The organism is Nocardia sp. NBC_00511 (genome assembly GCF_045161165.1).
Classification (GTDB): Bacteria; Actinomycetota; Actinomycetes; order Mycobacteriales; family Mycobacteriaceae; genus Nocardia.
On the sequence record NZ_CP107849.1, the window covers coordinates 924,911 to 942,334 of the forward strand.

Consider the following 17,424-nt stretch of genomic DNA (forward strand, 5'->3'; position numbering starts at 1 on the left):
CGGCCCGGTCAGCGTCCACCGGTCAGCCAGGCGAGTTCGCGTAGGACTTCCGAGGCGGTGATCGGGTCGAGTTCGGCGCAGGTGACGGCGGGGCCGTCGGTGTGCCAATAGGACTCCGAGCCGGTGGGGGTGAGGCGGACGTGGATTTTCTGGTCGGCGAACTCCATTGCGTCTCCGGCGATGATGCCGGGGTTCAGGTCGACGACCATCGAGCGGTCGTTGCCCAGTACGCGGAAGAATTCGCAGGAGACGCCGCCGTCGGCGGGGGCGCTGCGTTCCCAGCCGAAGCGGGTCAGGCCCAGCACCTTTCCGGTGGATACCGAGAGGTCGTCGAAGCGGGCCAGCTTGGCGGCGGCTCGCTCCTCATCGGTGAAGGCGTACAGCTCGCGCTGTAGCTGCGGGAAGGGTTGCAGGATCTCGTAATCGGCGAACAGTTCGCCCCAGGCGGCGAGATCGGTGCCCAGGTGCAGGGGGTGGGCGATGCCGACGCTCGCGTCCGGGGGGATGGTGATCGGGGCGTCGTCGGTGTCGGCGTAGCTGCGATCCTCCGCGATCCGGAACGATCCCGTGACCGTGCCCGCCTCGTCGAAGGTGGCCCACACCAGTCGCCGCGACAGATGCCACAGCAGCGGATGCTCGACGAACAGCTTGCGATGCTCGGCGCTGCTCCAGCGGCGACCGCGCACCATGGTGTGCTCGAAGCGTCGGATCTGGTCGGCCGCAGCGGATTTCACATCCTTCTTCAAGGCGGCGAATCGCTTGTAGGCGGTTTCGGCGGACTCCGGATCATCCTTGGCAGCCGGTTTGGGCAGTGTCTTGCGGGCGGTGCCGGAGCGCCATGCGCCGTCCCCGTCGCGCACCGCGTCGAACACGGTGGGTTTGAGCTGCTCGTCGAAACCGATGACGAAGCCGCGCGGACCGTAGTCGACGACCAGGGTGCCGTCGGCCGCCAGCCCGAAGTCCGGCACCAGGCGATCGGCCAGCTCCTCCGGTGTCAGACCCAGATCGGCCGCGACCTCGCCGACCTTCTCGCGCGCTTTGGTCTTGAGCCCCTTGAACTTCGCCTTCTCGGCGATCCCGTTCAGCTGCATCAGTGACATATCGGTGCCGATGGCGGTGAGAATATCGAGGCCGGTGACCGCGCGCGCATGACCGGACTCGCCGGGCCACTCGCGGATCAGCGGACCCAGGCGGCGTGCGGTCTCGTCAGTGCCGAGCAGCCCCAGCGCGTACAGCACCCAGCCGTCCTTGGACGGGTACTGCGCGAGCTTCCACATTTCGAAGACGCCCCAGACGAATTCGGCCAGCGACTCCGGATCGGTGGCCGCCACGACCTGCGCGACGCCCGCGTAATCGCCGGCCGGCCCGCACAGCGCGAGCATGGTGCACACATCCGCCGCCGCCGATTCGGGCAGCACGGTGCCGCCGCGCAACCGGATCGCCGGAAGCAACGCCGGTGTCAGCCACGCGGGGAGGCTCGGAATCCGGGCCGGGAGATTCAGGATCGGGTCGGTCTCCAGCAGCTCGGTGATCAGCCCCGCGACCCGCTCACCGAGTACGGTTGCGGCGAAATCGATTTCGGCGCGATGGCCGCGCTCGGCCAGGAGCCGCAGCGCCGTCGCGGCCGCCGCCCGATCCTTCCCTGGCTTGGCCAGCGCCGCCGCGATCAGGTCCGGAATCGCCGCGGCACGGTGACGCTCGAACCACTCCAGCGCCGGAACCCGGGTCTTCTTGCCGTCGAGCCAGCGGGCCATCGACGCCGTCACCCCGGCCCCGGTGACCGGCGCGAGCACCGCCACCAGGTTCGTCGGATTCGAGCGCACCGCCTTGATCACATAGGGGAGGGCGTCCACGCCGAAGCGAGCGAGGATGCGCCGCAACGCGTTGTCCGCACCCCACAGCCGCCCCGGCTCCAGCTGAACCAGCAGCGGCCGCACGAGATCGTCGGGAGCCATCGCCAGTGAGCGCGGCACGTTGTAGTCGTCGGGCCGGTAGTTCGCGACCAGCCGGGCGATCTCCCCGGGCCAATCGGTGTTGTGCCGCCCCCAGAAACGAACCTCGAGCTCCGCCCATTCCTGCTGCTCGCCCAGATTCCAGGCCAGCTGCTCGGCACTCGGCGTCAGGAGATCGGTGAGCACGACCGGCTTGGCGCGCTTACGGTCTCGTCGCCACGGCGTGTCCCGCAACACCTCGGGCAGATCCTCGGCGGCCGCGACCGGAGCAGCGGTGCGGTCGGCGAGATCGGGATGCGCGGCAACCAGTTCCGGCCGCGCGTGCAGCACCGAACGCAGGATCAACCGCACCGTCGCCGACCGCCCGGTGGCCGGACGCAGCAGGCGCAGCGCACGATTCGGAAACCGGTGCGCCGCTTCGAGCAGCGCCGGAGCCACCCCCCGCTGATCGACCCGCGACAGCAGCGCGGCGAACGCGGCATCGGTGGGCAGCCACGCCAGCGCCGTCGGCCACACCGTCGAACCCGCCGGGGTCACCTCGCGGGACCGCACCGCCCGCTCGAGCGTGCCCACACAGTCGGGGCCCAACCGGGTCAGCGCGGTGAACAGCAGTGCCTCACCGCGATACAGGCCGAACTGGTAGACCCCCACCACTTCGATGAGCCGTTCGAGATCCGCGATCGAGGAGACCGAGGCCGCCAGCAGCACGCTGGGCTGCCAATACTGCGACGTCGGGGCGAGCGCCGCCAGCTCCGCCGCGACCCACTCCTGCTGGTCCGGAGCCAGAAACGACGTCAGCAACCGGATGGCCGAACCGCCGGGCGCAGTGCGCAATTCACCCAGCCGCTCCACCGTCTCCCGGTACTCGTCCTCGTCCACCGCGGCCAGGTAGCGGCGCGCGTCGAAGAGGCAATCGGGAATTGTGCTGATGCTCTCGTCCGGCAACGGCAGCCGCATCGAATAGTGATAGTCGCGGGTCGTCGAGTCGTACACCCCGATCGACTGCAACGCCACCCGCAGCACCGAAGCCTCCACCGCGAACGGCACCCCACGCTCGTGCACCCAGGCCGCCGAGGTGATCGGGCAGCTGAAATGCCACCGCGCCCGCACCTGATCGACAGCCATCGCCAGCGCCGCCGCACCCAAAGGTGAACAGGTGGCCGGACTTTCGAGCGCCGCCGCCAGTGCCGCGGCCACGTCGGGCGCGGCGACGGCCGTCCGCTCCAGCACCCGCTGCACCTGCTCCCGGTGCGCCGCCAGCAATTCGGCCCGTTCCTCGGCCGCCTCGACACCGGTGGGCAGCTCCGGTCGCGGGCCGAGCCCCCGCGTCGCGGCCGCCCGCACCCACCACTCGGCGGGCACCTCCCAGTGGTCCTCGTCGGTGCGTGCGGCCTCGAAAGTTGTTGCGGAGAGCATGTTCCCCCGAATCGTGGAGCGGCTGACGGCTGCGACTGTAACCAGTCACACCGACACCGGCACCACGCGTCGGGGGACCGCCGCTACTTGCCAGCGGCGCGGGCGAGCTCCTCCGGGTAACGGGCCCCGGCGATCGCGGACGCGGGGGCGGCGGCTTCGATGCGGGTGAGTTCGTTTGCGGTCAAGGTGATCTCGGCGGCGGCCACGTTCTCCTCGAGGTAGGTGCGGCGCTTGGTGCCGGGAATCGGGACCACGTCGTCGCCGCGGGACTGGACCCAGGCCAGGGCCAATTGGCCGGGGGTGACGCCCTTTTCGGTGGCCAGTTCGCGCAGGGTGTCGACGATGGAGAGGTTGCGGTCGAAGTTGCCGTCGGCGAAGCGGGGGAGTCGGCGGCGCATGTCGTCGGCGGGGAAGTCAGCGGTGGAGGTGATGGTGCCGGTGAGGAAGCCGCGGCCCAACGGGGAGAAGGGGACGATGCCGATGCCGAGTTCGCGGCAGGTCGGGACGATCTCGGCCTCGAGGTCGCGGGTCCACAGCGACCATTCGCTCTGCAGGGCGGTTATCGGGTGCACGGCGTGGGCGCTGCGGATGGTTGCCGCGGACGCCTCCGAAATACCCAGGTAGCGAACCTTTCCGGCCTGCACCAGATCGGCGAGCGCACCCCAGGTCTCCTCGATCGGGGTGTTCGGGTCGACGCGGTGCTGGTAGTAGAGGTCGATGTGGTCGACGCCGAGGCGGGCCAGCGACTCGTCACAGGACTGCTTCACATAGGCGGCGTCGCCGCGCGCGCCCATGGATCCGCCCTCACCCCAGACGATGCCGAACTTGGTGGCCAGCACGACCTGGTCGCGGCGATCGGCGATGGCGCGGCCGACGAGCCGCTCATTGGTCTCGGGACCGTAGACGTTCGAGGTGTCGAGCAGGGTGACACCCAGCTCCAGGGCGCGATGGATGGTGGCGATCGACTCGTCGTCGTTGTCCTGCACGCCGTACGCGAAGCTCATGCCCATGCAGCCGAGGCCCTGCGCACCGACGGGCAATTCGCCGAGCTTCCTGGTCGCGATCATGCTGATGATCCTCCTTGGTGCCGAATTCTCGGTGAGCGTCGCTCACGAACTCGACGCTACGACCTGGAGTGTGCTCGAAGTCAACTCCGGCACTGTCAGCGCGCCGAAAGATGGTGGCGCAGCAGCAGTCCGAGCTGGACGCGGGCATCGTCGAACGGGTGGCTGGTCTTGAGTGCCCGGCTCTGCAGGATCGCCCCCTCGATCACCGAGAGCGTGAACCCCGACAGCGAACAGGCCGTCGCGCGTTCGATACCGGCCGCCACCATGCCGTCGGCGAGCCGCGCGGTCCACTCGGCGAACGCCTGCCCGGCCGCGGACTGCACGACCGGATCGAGTTCGTCCAGGGCGGCGGCCATCATGAACGATCCGGCCCGGTACTCGCTGGTCTCGAGCTGTTCGCGCCAGAAGCCCAGCAGCTCATCGGCCCAGCGTTCCGGTGACGGCGAGCCGGGTAGTGCGTCGGCCATCCGGCTGACATGCGAATACACCATGCGCGACACGATCCGGGCGGCGGTCTCGACGAGTTCGCCCTTGCCCGAGGGGAAGTGCTGATACAGCGAGTTGCGGGAGGCGTTGCTGCGCTTGAGCAGTTCGTTCAGCCCGGCCGCGTGCACGCCGTGCTCCTGCACCGTGGTGATCGTGCTCGCGATCAACCGGGCGCGGGGTCCCGCAGTCATGGCAATCCTCCAAGCTTTTCGAGCCGAATCGCTTTTGGCCTTGTGTGAACCAATCGGTCCATGTTAGACCTAAACCATGTGAACCGATCGGTTCATATCGCGAGAGGAAGCCATGCCCGCCCAGATCGCCACCGCTACCCCGGTCGCCCACGCCGCGCTGCTCGGCCTCGGCGCCTATCGCCCGCGTCGCGTGGTCCCCAATGCCGAGATCGTCGACCGCATCAACTCCTCCGACGAATGGATCCGAGAGCGCTCCGGCATCGAGGCCCGCGGCTGGGCCGAGACCGACGAGACCATCGTGTCCATGAGCGTCGCCGCGGCCCGCGATGCCCTCACCGCCGCCGGTGTCACCGCCGAGCAGATCGACGCCGTCATCCTGGCCACCTCATCTCAGATGGTGCTCGGCCCCTCCGCGGGCGCGGTCGTCGCCACCGAGCTGGGCATGCACGACACCGCCGCCTTCGACGTCTCCGCCGGCTGCGCGGGCTTCTGCTACGCGCTCGCCAACGCCGCCAACCTGATTCGCGCGGGCGAGGCCCGGCACGTGCTGGTGGTCGGCGTGGAACGGCTCTCCGACCTGCTCGACCAGGAGGACCGCACCTGCGCGTTCATCTTCGCCGACGGCGCGGGCGCGGTCGTGGTGGGATCCTCCGACGTCGAGGGCGTCGGCCCCGTCGCCTGGGGTTCCGACGGCAGCCAGACCGCAGCGATCAAGCAGGACAAGGACTTTCAGCAGTACTTCGCCGAGGTGGCCGAGGCCGAGGCCACCGGCGGCACCACCGTGCGGCCCTACATTCGAATGAACGGCGCGGCCGTATTCCGTTGGGCCATCACGTTCTTGGAGAAAGCCTGCCGTGAGGCCCTGGATCGCGCCGGAGTGACCGCGGATCAGATCGACGCCTTCGTGCCGCATCAGGCCAACGGCCGCATCACCGACGCGCTGGTGCGCACCCTGCACCTGCCGGACTCGGTCGCCATCGCCCGCGATATCGCCCGGACCGGAAACACCAGTGCCGCTTCGATTCCCATGGCGATGGAGGAGCTGCTGCGCTCCGGCGCGGCGCAGGCGGGGGATACCGCGCTGTTGCTGGGCTTCGGCGCGGGACTGGCGTACGCGGGCCAGGTCGTCCAGCTGCCGCCGATCGTGTGAACCGACCGCCGGTGATCACCTGAAACGCACCCGGTGTCGTCACTCGCAACGAAATCCGTTGTGAGTGACGACGAAAACCGTTGCGCTCGAAACGGCAGCGCCCCCGCACGGATTCCGTGCGGGGGCGCTGCCGTGAAGGGGAATCGACTAGACGTTCACGCCCACACGCAGTGCGTGCGGCTCGATCGCGCCCCGGACCAGGGCCTGCTCGTCGATGGTCTCGGCCTGGTACGGCAGGGTCGAGAGCGTGGCCGTCATCTTGGCCACCGGATCCGCGATCGCCTTCGGCGTGCCGAAGATGAAGGTCCACTCGTGCTCGTCGCTGACGTACGGAACGACCGTCTCGAACAGGTTGTGGAAGCGGGTCCAGGAGCGCTTCAGAGTCTCGTTGCGCCACATGGTCTGACACCCGGCCTGCGCCGCCAGCACGCCACCCTCTGCCAGGAGGGCTTTACAGCGATTGAGGAAATCGTCCTCGTACAGGCGGTTGTGCTGCGCGTCCTCGACCCGCTCATCGGGCAGGTCGATGCAGATCAGGTCGTAGCGCACGCCCGCCGCCTCGGCCTTGGCCAGGAAGTCCCAGCCGTCGGCGTAGTGCAGCTTGATCGGGCCGTCGTGCGCGACCGCCGCGGCCAGATCGGCCTGGCTGTAGCCGTAGGGGAGGTGCTCGGCGCACAGCTCCACCTCCAGCTGGTCGATGTCGACGTGGTCGACGAGCGACGCGCCCGCGGCCACCGACAGCTGCGAGGCGACACCCTCGCCGGACCCGATGATCAGCACCTTCTCCAGCTTCTCGGCCAGCGCATACCCCGGGACCAGCATGGCCTCGTGGTAGGTGAGCTGCGAGAACTCGGTGGACTGACGATCATCGTCGGAGAACAGGGAGATGCCCTGCTCGGTCCGCGCGATCACCATGTGCTGGAACGGGGTGTTGGTGTCGACGATGGTTTCCGTCGTGTTCCACACCCGGGTCAGACCCTCGCCGACCGGCTCGTGGATCCGGCGCGCACTGTGCCCGCGCTGGATGACCTCGATGTTGACCGACTTGGGCGAAAGCTCCTGCTGGAGCAGTTCGACCGCCTTGGTGGCGCCCGAACCGATACTGCCGCAAGTGAATACGTCGACGAAGATGTCGCCGGATTCAGGGTAGGTGTGGATGGAAGCGTGTGACTCGGCAAGCAGAGCCAGGATGGTGACACCCTGCGGCTCGAACTTCTTGCGCACGACATCGCAGATGGTCACCCCCGCGGCGACCAACGATTTTCGAAGCGCGGTTTCGAGTCGTTCCAGGTCGTCGCACAGGGTCGCGTCGACGCCACCGAACTCGGCCAGCACGTGCCAGCCGGTGAATTCTGCCGTGATCATGGCTAAAACTCACTCTCGCTCAGCGCCACTGACATGCACAGTCAGAGGCGGAAAACCGTTGAAGGACACCGACGAATAGCTCGCCGTATAGGCGCCGGTCTCGAGGATCCGAACAGGATCACCGGCTCGCAACGTGGTCGGAAGTAGGACACGCGTGCGTTGATAGAGTACATCGTCTCCGTCGCATGTAGGACCAGCAACGACTGCTTCGTCCTTCGGATCCGCGTCCCGGTCGGTCTGGAATCGGTAGGCGATGTACTCGTTCTCGGTTTCGGCCATGCCGTTGTAGCGGCCGATATCGAGGTATACCCAGCGCCGACCGTCCGGCGCTCGACGAACATTCACCACTTCGGCGTGGATCACACCGGTGTTGCCCACCAGGGCGCGACCGGGTTCCACCACCAGCTCGGTGTGTTCCGGGAGGTAGCGGGCCGCCGACTCGGCGATCGCCGCGCCCAGCTCCGCGAGTCCGGGAGCCGGATCGGCGTACGAAATCGGCAGTCCCCCACCGATGTTCACCGCTGTGACCGGAATGTCCTTGACGGACAACGCTTCCGCGATCGCACCCGCCTGCTCGATGCCGATGCCCCACGCCTTCGGATCCAGCTGCTGTGAACCGACATGGAAGTAGGGGCCGACCACCCGCAGCCCGAGATCGTGCGCCCGCACCAGCAGGCGCGTCGCCTCACCCGGCGCGCAGCCGAACTTGGTGCCGAACGGGGTCTGCGACTGCGGGGCCGAGGACAGGAACCGGCACTCCACCTCCGAACCCGGCGCATGCTCGGCGATCCGCTCCAGATCGGCCTCGGTGTCGAAGGCGTAGCGCCGCACACCCGCCGCGTAGGCGGTGGCGATCTGCGAGGCCTTCTTGATCGGATTGCCGTAGCACATGACGGCCGGCTCGACGCCCTCCGCCAGGCAGAGCTCGATCTCGCCGACGCTGGCGACGTCGAACTCCGCGCCCTCGTCGTTCAGCAGCCGGATGATCTCCGGCACGGGACTCGCCTTGACGGCGAAGCGAATTCGCGCCGAAGGTAGCGCGGCATGCAGCGCGCGATAGTTCGCGCGGACCCGGTCCAGGTCGATGACCAGACAGGGCGACTCGGGCAGATTTCGATCGGTCAATCTATGGGAACTCTCTTCGTGATCAGTACGACGAGCCGGATTTCGGCAACAGTGCGCGACAATATCAGCGCTCGGCCACGAAAAACGAACCGGAGGCCGATCGATTACGTCACCCTAATGCCGGAGTCCGTAAACCCGGCCCGCGCGCGGCCTTACGAGAGTGTGACGGCGCGGGCGGGCGGAGCGGTTGGAGCGGTCTCAGCCGGCGTGGATCGACACCTCGTCGAAGACGACCTCACCGGCGGCATCGGACTCGGCCAGATCCACCACCCCGTCCAGTGACCAGCCGTGATCACCGGCCGGATCGTCGAGCACCTGGCGCACGTGCCAGAACCCGGGCCGCAGTTCCACCTGGAACAGCTTCGGGCCTCGCGCGTTAGGACCGGTCCCGATGGTGGCGTACTCGTCGAAATAGGGGTCCAATTCGGCCGCCCAGTCCAGGTCGTCGCCCAGCTCCTCGAGCAGGTCCCAGCGGCGCAGCGCCGCGAGATCGACGCGGCGGAACATGGCGTTGCGCACCAGCACCCGGAAGGCGCGCTCGTTGGCCGAGATCGGCCGCACCGTCTCCGCCCCGAACGCCAGCTGCTGATCATCGGATTCGGCACCCGGATTGGTGAGCTGCTCCCACTCATCGAGCAGGCTGGAGTCCACCTGCCGGATCAGCTCGCCCAGCCACTCGGTGATGTCGTCGAGCTCCTCGGTGCGGGCCTGCTCCGGCACCGTGCGCCGCAGCGCCCGATACGCGTCGGCCAGATAGCGCAGCACCACGCCCTCCGAACGGGCCAGCTCGTAGCCGGAGACCAGTTCGGCGAAGGTCATGGAACGCTCGATCATCTCGCGCACGATCGCCTTGGGGGAGGGCTCGAACTCCGAAACCCACGGGTGCCCGGCCTTGTAGGTCTCGAACGCGGGCTCGATCAGTTCGGCCAGCGGCTTGGGCCAGGTCACCTCTTCGAGGAGCTCCATGCGCTCCTCGTATTCGATGCCGTCCGCCTTCATCTCCGCCACCGCGACGCCACGGGCCTTGTGCTGCTGGGCCATCAGCAGCTGCCGCGGATCCTCCAGGGTCGCCTCGATCAGCGAGATGACGTCGACGGTGTAGGTCAGCGACTCCTTGTCGAGCAGTTCGAACGCCGCCAGCGCGAACGGCGACAGCGGCTGATCGAGTGCGAAGTCGCGCTGCAGATCGACCATCAGCCGCGCGCGCCGCCCGTACTGGTCGGGCTCGTCGAGCTGCTGCACCACACCGGCGTCCCGCAGTGCCCGATACAACCGGATCGCCTTGAGGATGTGCTTGCGCTGCGCGGGCCGCGGCTCGTGATTGTGCTCCAGCAGATGCCGCATCGCGTCGAAGCAATTGCCTTTGCGCGCAATCACATTCAGCAGCATCGAGTTGGTGACGTTGAATCGCGACACCATCGCCTCGGGTGACGCGCCGACCAGGCGGTCGAAGGTCTCCTCCGACCAGGACACGAAACCCTCGGGCGGCTTGCGCTTCTGGACCTTCTTGAGCTTCTTGGGATCGTCGCCGGCCCGCGCGATCAGGCGCGCGTTCTCCACCTCGTGCTCGGGGGCCTGCACCACCACGGTGCCCATGGTGTCGTAGCCCGCGCGCCCGGCCCGCCCCGAGATCTGGTGGAACTCACGGGCATTGATGCGGCGGGTGCGCACACCGTCGTATTTGGTGAGCCCGGTCAGCAGCACCGTGCGGATCGGGACATTGATGCCGACGCCGAGAGTGTCGGTGCCGCACACCACCTTCAGCAGTCCGTCCTGGGCCAGCTTCTCCACCAGCCGCCGGTACTTGGGCAGCATGCCCGCGTGGTGCACGCCGATACCGTGCCGGATGAACCGCGAGAGCGTCTTGCCGAAGCCGGTGGCGAAACGGAATTCACCGATCGCCGCCGCGATGGCCTCCTTGTCGGCCTTCGAGGACATGTTCACGCTCATCAGCGCCTGCGCCCGCTCCATGGCCGCCGCCTGCGTGAAGTGCACCACGTACACCGGCGCGAGACTGGTGGTGACCAGATCCTCGAGCGTCTCGGTGATGGGGGTGCGCACATACGAGAAGCTCAGCGGCACCGGGCGTTCCGAGCCGGCGACGATCGCGGTCTCACGACCGGTGCGCGCGGTCAGGTCCTCGGCGAAGAAGTCGACCTCGCCCAGAGTGGCCGACATGAGCAGGAATTGGGCGTTCGGCAGCTCGATCAGCGGCACCTGCCAGGCCCAGCCGCGATCGGGATCGGCGTAATAGTGGAACTCGTCCATGATGACCTGGCCCACATTGGCGTCCGCGCCCTCGCGCAATGCCAGATTGGCCAGGATCTCCGCGGTCGCGCAGATGATCGGCGCGTTCGGGTTGACCGCCGCGTCGCCGGTCACCATGCCCACCTTGTCGGCCCCGAAGACCTCGCACAGCGCGAAGAACTTCTCGCTCACCAGCGCCTTGATCGGGGCGGTGTAGTAGCTGCGCACACCCTTGTTCAGGGCAGCGAAGTGCGCGCCGAGCGCGACCAGTGACTTGCCCGATCCGGTGGGCGTGTTGAGGATGACGTTGGCCCCGGTGACCAACTCCAGCAGCGCCTCTTCCTGCGCCGGATACAGGTTCAGACCTTCCGAGCTCGCCCAGTCGGCGAATGTCTCGTACAGCCAATCCGAATCCACGTCGGGTACGGCACGGTCGGGAACCAATTCGGACAGCTGCACGGCCAGTCACGTTACCGGTCGACTCGCCCGATCCCGGCAGCGGCGCTGCCGACACTCGCGGCGCGCGCACCGAAAGCACCGCTCGGCACGGTGTTAACGGTGATAGCGGTCAAGCGTTAGCGGCGTGGACAGGTCGAAACCTGGCGGATACCAGTGATATCCGCTGCTCCGGCACCCCTCAGCGGAGCGGGGGATTCTCGTCCGGATTGTCGCCTTCGCTGAAACCGGCCTGCTCGGCCAGGAAACGCTCGAACTCCGCGCCCAGCTCGTCGCCGGTGGGCAGCTCGCTCTCGCTGGCCAGCAGACTCGACTGGCGTTCCTGCGCGGTGACGAAGCTGTCGTACTGGCGTTCCAGCGCCTGCACCACGGTTTCCACCTCGGAGTTACCGGCGATGTGCTCGTTGACCTGCTCGCGGGTCCGGGCGGCCGCATCGGTCAGCGCTGCCAGCGGCAGTTCCAGACCGGCGTTCTCGGCCACGTTCTCCAGCAGGGTCTGCGCCGCTTCGGGATACGCGGTCTGGGTCAGGTAGTGCGGGACATGCACCGAGAAGCCCACCGACTCGTGACCGTGCTGCGCCATCCGGTACTCCAGCAGCGAGGACGCGCTACCCGGGACCTGCAGCTCGCCCGGCCAGCGCTGATGATCACCGATCAGGTCGGTGTCGCTGGCGTGCGCGGTGACACCCAGCGGACGGGTGTGCGGAATCGCCATCGGAATGGCGCTCAGCCCGATGGTGCGGCGCACGCCCAGCTGTTCGGCCAGCAGGCGCACCGCGGTGACGAACTTCTCCCAGCGCAGATCCGGTTCGAGCCCGGACAGCAGCAGGAACGGCGTGCCCGTGGTGTCCTTGAGCGCCCACAGGCTCAGTTCCGGCTCGGTGTAGTCGGAGAAGTGGTCGGTCTTGAACGTCATCAGCGGACGGCGCGAGCGATAGTCCAGCAACTCGTCCATGTCGAACGAGGCGACCAGCTCGTGCTCGAGGCTTTCCTTCAGGTGCGTGGTGGCCAGGCGGACCGCATGACCGGCGTCGGTGAAACCCTCGAGGCCGTGCACCAGAACCGGACCCGAGCCGTCGTCGGACGACAGCTGCGGAGCCGGGAACTCCAGCTCGTACATTCGCGACTCGTAGTCCATCGCGTACTCCTTCCTGCGTGGCCCACATTCGCGACCATCCACATTGTCCCTCATGGGCACACGGGCTGCGCATCAGCCACACTCGCGCCGCGCGCCGCCCGCACCAGCGGTGCAACGCGGGCGACGGGGACACGCATTCCCGACGTACCCGGCGCGCGGCGTGGCATTCGGTGTGAACAGCAGATTTTCGGCATAGTGGACGAGATGACCATGCCCGATCCCGCTGCCAGCATGTGCCGCAGGCCAGTCCGCGCCGTGGGAGTCACGGTACTGGGTTGCCTGCTGGCCGCCTGCGGGACCGAGGTGTCGGGTCATCCGATCGCCTCGCGCAGTCCGATCACCGCGGTGAGCAATGACAGCGGGCTCACCAAGCTGCTGCCGGACCCGTCGCAGTTTCCTTCCCGCTACACCGCGCTCGCGTTGCCGCCCGAGGCGGCGGGCCAGGCCGCCAATGATCTGGACGGCATTTTGCCGGGGGCGCAGGCGGATCCGGGAACGTGCGCGCCCGCCGCGCCCACCGGTGGTCCGGCCGTCGCGGTCGGCACCGACGACAGCACTCGCGCCACCTTGACCGTGGAATTGACGCGGTCCGACAAGCCGCTCTCGGCGCTGCGAGATCAGTTGCAGCGCTGCGGAACTGTGCGGGTGACGCATACCGGGACCAGTTCGACGGTCACCACGGAACTCGACCCGCCGCCGCCCGCGAACGCCGACGACACCCTGGCCGTGCGCCGCACGGTGGCCTCGGCGACCACCGGCACCGGGCTGACCCGCAAGATGCAGACCCTGCTCGGGCAGATCGGTGACGTGCGAATCAACGTCACCTACATGTCTTCCGGCGACGCGGCATCCGACAGCGAGGCGCTGGACACGCTGTTCACGACCGCGTTGCGCAAAGTGCGCAAGGGCTGACACCGCGCGGGGTGCCGCCCTCGGAGGGGGAGCCGACCCCTGCCTTTATTCGGCTCCCGGACCGGATCAGCAGCCGGAGCCGGACCCACCCGACCCGGAACCGCCCGAACCCGAATTCGCCGAACCGGTGCCGAACGAACCCGTGGTGCCCGAGCCGGAGATCGCGCCCGAACCCGAGTTCGACGAGCCCGTGGGGAACAGCGAGCACGACGTCGACCCGGCCGCCGGGACATTGGTGAAGACCGAGACCGACGAACCACCCTGGCGTGCGGTGATGGTGTAGGTGCGGGCATCGGTGGGATGCCAGGCCAGCGAGGCGGTCCAGTTGATGCCGGTCAGCGCCGGGGTGGCGGTGCCCAGGCTGGTGCCGTCGACCAGGAATTCCACCGGGGTCAGGACGCTGGCGCCCTCGACCTGTGCCTGAATGGTGCAGCCGGTGGCCACGGAACACGAGGTGCCGCTCTGCAATCCGACGACGGTCACGCTGTTGAAGTCGGCCTGCGCCGGACCCGCCAGGACCGCGGCGGCCAGACCGGCCAGCGCGGTGACCCCGAGGGCTCCGGACATTGTTCTACTCATCTGATCTTCCTTCCGGCGCTTTCCAGGGGCGCCGGGGCGGACTGTAGCAGCGGCTGACCGGTATGTTTTACGAAACGGAAACTGCTGCAACATGATTCGGTTACCCTATGACTATGCAGCGTTTACTCTGACGCGGGCTGATTTCCAGCGATCAATTCCGTGCCCAGTCGGACCAGTTCCGCGCGCACCGATTCCGGCTCCACCACCTCGACCGCGGCGCCCCAGCCCGCCAGTTGCTGGGCGATCATCAAGGGCGTCGGCGCGGCGATCTGGGCCCGCACCCGGCCGTCTTCGACGGGACCCTCCAGTACGCAGTGTCGTCCCTGCTGATGGCTCAGCACCGGGGCCAGCCGGGCGGAGATCAATACCGTCGCCGACAGCGCGGACCGGTTGCGCTCCATCTCCTCGACCACCGCCGACCAGGCCGTCGACAGATCGAAATCGGCCGGGCGCGGGGCATTCTCGCCGATGACCTCCATGGCGGCGATCCGATCCACCCGGAAGGTGCGCTGGCCGCGCTCGGTGCCCGCCACCAGGTACCAGATCCCGTCCTTGTCGACGAGGCCCCACGGATCCACCTCGCGTGGTGTGCGTTCGCCTTTGCGTAGGTAGTCCACGCGAATCCGCTGTCGCCGCACCACGGTCCGCTGCAACTGCCGGACCAGTTCCGGGGCCTGTTCGACCGCCTCACCCCAGCCGGTCGAATCCACCACCACCGCGCCCGCCGCCGCCTCGGCCTCCAGCCGGAACGGTTGCGGCAAGGCCCGCAACAGCTTCCGCATCGCCACCGTGGTGGCCGGATTGCCCGAGGTCACCGGACCGAGCAGCAGGAACAGCGCTTCCGCCTCGGTGGCGGTGAGCCCGCTCAGATCGGTGCGGGCGCCACCCACCAATGCCCACCCGCCACCCCGCCCGGACTGCGGGTACACCGGAACACCCGCCGCGGACAGGGCTTCCAGATCCCGGCGTGCGGTGGCCACCGAAACCTCCAGTTCGGCCGCCACTTCGGCGGCGGTCACCCGGCCCCGGGTCTGCATGAACAACAGGGCCGCCACCAATCGATCCGCGCGCATACCGGAAATATTGCCCGGAAAAGTGCTCATTCGGTGAGCACTTTGGGGCCGATCATTGAAATATCACCAGCACCGACCGAGGAGAACTCACATGCTGCGCGGAATGGCCACCGTCAACTACTTCGCCGACGACCTGGATGCGGCCAAGGACTGGTACAGCGAATTCCTGGGCGTCGCACCGTATTTCACGGTGCCCGGCGCGTACTACGAATTCCGCATCGGCGACTACCAGGCCGAACTCGGCATCATCAACAAGAAGTTCGCCCCCACCAGCCCCGATCAGCCCGGCGGCCAGATCCTGAACTGGCACGTCGACGACGTGGCCGCCACCTTCCAGCGCCTGCTCGACCTCGGCGCCACCGTCCACGAACCCATCATCGAACGCGGCGAAGGCACCGGCTTCGTCACCGCCTCCGTCGTCGACCCCTTCGGCAACGTCCTCGGCATCATGACCAACCCCCACTACCTCGAGATCCTCGCCCAGTCCCACCCCGAATAGCCGAGCGCGGCACAGTAACACCGGCCACCGACAGATCAGCCCCACGACGGTCACGGGCGCGCCGAATACTCCACGGCGCGCCCACCCGATCCCGGCCATCCACAGGCCCCGGAAAACCCCAGTTCGCCGCCGCGGCACCGATCGACCCCCGGCGCACGCTCGGGTCATGACAAAGCCCACCGAGTCGAACCCGGCCACCGACCCGTCCCACCCGATCGCCCCGACCGGCCCCGACCATCCGACCGAGCCCTCCGTGCCGATCGCGTTCGGAGAGCCCGGGACGCCGACCGGCCGGGTCCGGCTGACGAAATACCCACTGTCCGTCGACCATTCATCGTCCGCCGATCCCACCGTGCCGAACGGGTCGAGCGGGACCGGCGGGGTACGGCCGACCGAGCTTCCGCCGCCCGCGAACCCGCCGCCGCCCGCCGAGCCCACGGTGACCGCCAAACCAACCTCGGCAGCGGCCGCCCTCCCGACGATCGAGCCCTCGCCGACTGCCGGCGTGCGGCCACGTGGGCCTGCCCCGGCATCGGTCGAACTCGTGGGAGACGGCGCGCTGACGGCATCGGGGCAATCGGTGGGCGGCGGCTCGACGGATCTCGTTCCCGCGCCGGAGCTTTCGCCCGAAGCCGAGACCCGGCTGCGTGATCCCGGGGAGTTGATCGCGGCGGTTCCGGCCATGCTCGGGTTCGTGCCGTGGCGGTCGCTGGTGGTGGCGGTGCTGCGGGCGGACGCGGGGTTGGCGGATGCGGCTGCGGTGGAGGTGGTTACGCGGATGGATCTCGACAATCCGGGGCGGACGGCCACCGGGATGTTGATCGAGCGGGTGGCGGGGATCTGTGCTCGGCATCGGGCGGTGGCGGCGTTGGCGCTGATCGTGGATGACCGGGCGACGCTGCCCAGTGGGCGGCATCGGGGAGTGCGGGCGCGCAAGCATCGCAATCTCGTTGCGGCGCTGGAGCATCGGCTCGACGTGGATGGGGTGCCGCTGGGCGGGGCGTGGGCGATGCGGGCCATCGGGGCCGAATTGCCCTGGTGGACCGTGGCGGGTCCGGCGCGGTGTGGGCTGCAACCGGATCCGGCGGCCTCGCTGGTGACCCTGCGGCAGGTGCTCGAAGGTCGGCCGCTGCGTGGGTCGCGAGAGGAGCTCGTCGCGGCGGTCGAGGTCGACCCCGTGCTGTTGGAGCAGACCGAGCGGGCGATGGCGCTCGCCGCGGTGGCGGCCGCGCGACAGTCGGGGAGTCCGGCGCGCGGCCACGATCCCGAGGCGCGATTGCGGGCCGAACTGGAACGGGTGCTGCGCGCGGTCGAGGCCGCGGCCGTCGGAACCCGGCTCGCGCCGGACGAACTGGCCGAGGTGGCGGTAGCGCTGCGGGATTCGGCGCTGCGCGACATCATGTTCGGGCTCGCGCCGGGCGCGCACGCGCACGGGGCGGAAGCCCTGTGGCTGCAACTGACCCGCGCTCTGCCCGACCCGGATCGCGCCGAAGCGGCCGCGCTGCTGGGCTATTGCGCCTACGTGCGTGGCGACGGCCCGCTGGCCGGAGTCGCCCTGGAGGCCGCGTTGAACTCGGATCCGGACCATCGGATGGCGACGCTGCTGGATATCGGCCTGCAAACGGGCATGCGGCCCGAACGGCTGCGGCGGCTGGCCGACTCCGGGCGGGAGGCCGCCGCGGGACTCGGCTTCGCCCTCGGGTCGGAGCAGCCGCGATGACCGCGCCCGGCCTGCGAAAAGCCAACGGTCCCGGGGCCGCTGGGAACA

General features: G+C 68.5%; 13 protein-coding genes. 4 read left to right on the forward strand and 9 right to left on the reverse strand.

The genetic code is table 11. The features are described 5' to 3' along the window. Nucleotides 1-8 precede the first annotated feature (8 nt). The 3 genes from OG300_RS04470 to OG300_RS04480 form a co-directional block, all read right to left on the reverse strand. Nucleotides 9-3,368 carry a DUF4132 domain-containing protein gene (locus tag OG300_RS04470; RefSeq protein ID WP_405492416.1) on the reverse strand — a complete coding sequence of 1,120 codons (3,360 nt, stop codon included), beginning with the start codon at nt 3,366-3,368 and terminating at the stop codon, nt 9-11. A gap of 83 nt (nt 3,369-3,451) precedes the next feature. Continuing rightward, nucleotides 3,452-4,435, reverse strand: a complete 984-nt coding sequence (locus OG300_RS04475; protein ID WP_405492418.1) for an aldo/keto reductase — start codon at nt 4,433-4,435, stop codon at nt 3,452-3,454. Nucleotides 4,436-4,530: 95 nt separating this feature from the next. Next, the gene (locus OG300_RS04480) at nt 4,531-5,112 is read right to left on the reverse strand and encodes a TetR/AcrR family transcriptional regulator (RefSeq protein WP_405492420.1); all 582 of its coding nucleotides are present in this window, start codon (nt 5,110-5,112) and stop codon (nt 4,531-4,533) included. 112 nt (nt 5,113-5,224) lie between these two features. On the opposite strand from OG300_RS04480, the gene OG300_RS04485 reads away from it, so the two are divergent. Next, the gene (locus tag OG300_RS04485; protein ID WP_405492422.1) at nt 5,225-6,262 is read left to right on the forward strand and encodes a beta-ketoacyl-ACP synthase III; all 1,038 of its coding nucleotides are present in this window, start codon (nt 5,225-5,227) and stop codon (nt 6,260-6,262) included. A 147-nt stretch (nt 6,263-6,409) separates the two neighbouring features. Here OG300_RS04485 and speD read toward each other — a convergent pair whose 3' ends face one another. The 4 genes from speD to OG300_RS04505 all read right to left on the reverse strand — a co-directional run bounded on the left by speD (nt 6,410) and on the right by OG300_RS04505 (nt 12,593). Further along, complete coding sequence (gene speD / locus OG300_RS04490) at nt 6,410-7,624, reverse strand: adenosylmethionine decarboxylase (RefSeq protein ID WP_405498468.1); 1,215 nt, start codon at nt 7,622-7,624, stop codon at nt 6,410-6,412. A gap of 12 nt (nt 7,625-7,636) precedes the next feature. After that, the gene (locus OG300_RS04495; protein WP_405498469.1) at nt 7,637-8,737 is read right to left on the reverse strand and encodes a type III PLP-dependent enzyme; all 1,101 of its coding nucleotides are present in this window, start codon (nt 8,735-8,737) and stop codon (nt 7,637-7,639) included. A gap of 213 nt (nt 8,738-8,950) precedes the next feature. Further along, a complete protein-coding gene (locus OG300_RS04500; RefSeq protein WP_405492424.1) occupies nt 8,951-11,458 on the reverse strand; it encodes a DEAD/DEAH box helicase in 2,508 nt (835 codons plus the stop codon). 178 nt (nt 11,459-11,636) lie between these two features. Continuing rightward, nucleotides 11,637-12,593 carry a proteasome assembly chaperone family protein gene (locus OG300_RS04505; protein ID WP_405492426.1) on the reverse strand — a complete coding sequence of 319 codons (957 nt, stop codon included), beginning with the start codon at nt 12,591-12,593 and terminating at the stop codon, nt 11,637-11,639. A 204-nt stretch (nt 12,594-12,797) separates the two neighbouring features. On the opposite strand from OG300_RS04505, the gene OG300_RS04510 reads away from it, so the two are divergent. Further along, the gene (locus tag OG300_RS04510; RefSeq protein WP_405492428.1) at nt 12,798-13,505 is read left to right on the forward strand and encodes a sensor domain-containing protein; all 708 of its coding nucleotides are present in this window, start codon (nt 12,798-12,800) and stop codon (nt 13,503-13,505) included. A gap of 66 nt (nt 13,506-13,571) precedes the next feature. On the opposite strand, the gene OG300_RS04515 is transcribed toward OG300_RS04510, so the two are convergent. Then, entirely contained in the window at nt 13,572-14,084 is a 513-nt protein-coding gene (locus OG300_RS04515) for an Ig-like domain-containing protein (protein ID WP_405492430.1), read from the reverse strand. Nucleotides 14,085-14,206: 122 nt separating this feature from the next. After that, on the reverse strand, nt 14,207-15,157 hold the full coding sequence (locus tag OG300_RS04520) for a helix-turn-helix transcriptional regulator (protein WP_405498470.1): 951 nt from the start codon (nt 15,155-15,157) through the stop codon (nt 14,207-14,209). A 91-nt stretch (nt 15,158-15,248) separates the two neighbouring features. Here OG300_RS04520 and OG300_RS04525 point away from each other — a divergent pair, with 91 nt between their 5' ends. Then, nucleotides 15,249-15,656 carry a VOC family protein gene (locus OG300_RS04525; protein ID WP_405492432.1) on the forward strand — a complete coding sequence of 136 codons (408 nt, stop codon included), beginning with the start codon at nt 15,249-15,251 and terminating at the stop codon, nt 15,654-15,656. A gap of 166 nt (nt 15,657-15,822) precedes the next feature. Then, nucleotides 15,823-17,376, forward strand: a complete 1,554-nt coding sequence (locus OG300_RS04530; RefSeq protein ID WP_405492434.1) for a DUF4192 family protein — start codon at nt 15,823-15,825, stop codon at nt 17,374-17,376. Nucleotides 17,377-17,424 lie beyond the last annotated feature (48 nt).

What these genes read in the sequence shown, in the direction of transcription:
- OG300_RS04470 (WP_405492416.1), bottom strand. Translation starts at nt 3,368, where the DNA reads ATGCTCTCCGCAACAACTTTCGAGGCCGCACGCACCGACGAGGACCAC.
- OG300_RS04485 (WP_405492422.1), top strand. Translation starts at nt 5,225, where the DNA reads ATGCCCGCCCAGATCGCCACCGCTACCCCGGTCGCCCACGCCGCGCTG.
- OG300_RS04530 (WP_405492434.1), top strand. Translation starts at nt 15,823, where the DNA reads ATGACAAAGCCCACCGAGTCGAACCCGGCCACCGACCCGTCCCACCCG.
- OG300_RS04520 (WP_405498470.1), bottom strand. Translation starts at nt 15,157, where the DNA reads ATGCGCGCGGATCGATTGGTGGCGGCCCTGTTGTTCATGCAGACCCGG.
- OG300_RS04510 (WP_405492428.1), top strand. Translation starts at nt 12,798, where the DNA reads ATGACCATGCCCGATCCCGCTGCCAGCATGTGCCGCAGGCCAGTCCGC.
- OG300_RS04475 (WP_405492418.1), bottom strand. Translation starts at nt 4,435, where the DNA reads ATGATCGCGACCAGGAAGCTCGGCGAATTGCCCGTCGGTGCGCAGGGC.
- OG300_RS04525 (WP_405492432.1), top strand. Translation starts at nt 15,249, where the DNA reads ATGCTGCGCGGAATGGCCACCGTCAACTACTTCGCCGACGACCTGGAT.
- OG300_RS04515 (WP_405492430.1), bottom strand. Translation starts at nt 14,084, where the DNA reads ATGAGTAGAACAATGTCCGGAGCCCTCGGGGTCACCGCGCTGGCCGGT.
- OG300_RS04505 (WP_405492426.1), bottom strand. Translation starts at nt 12,593, where the DNA reads ATGGACTACGAGTCGCGAATGTACGAGCTGGAGTTCCCGGCTCCGCAG.
- OG300_RS04480 (WP_405492420.1), bottom strand. Translation starts at nt 5,112, where the DNA reads ATGACTGCGGGACCCCGCGCCCGGTTGATCGCGAGCACGATCACCACG.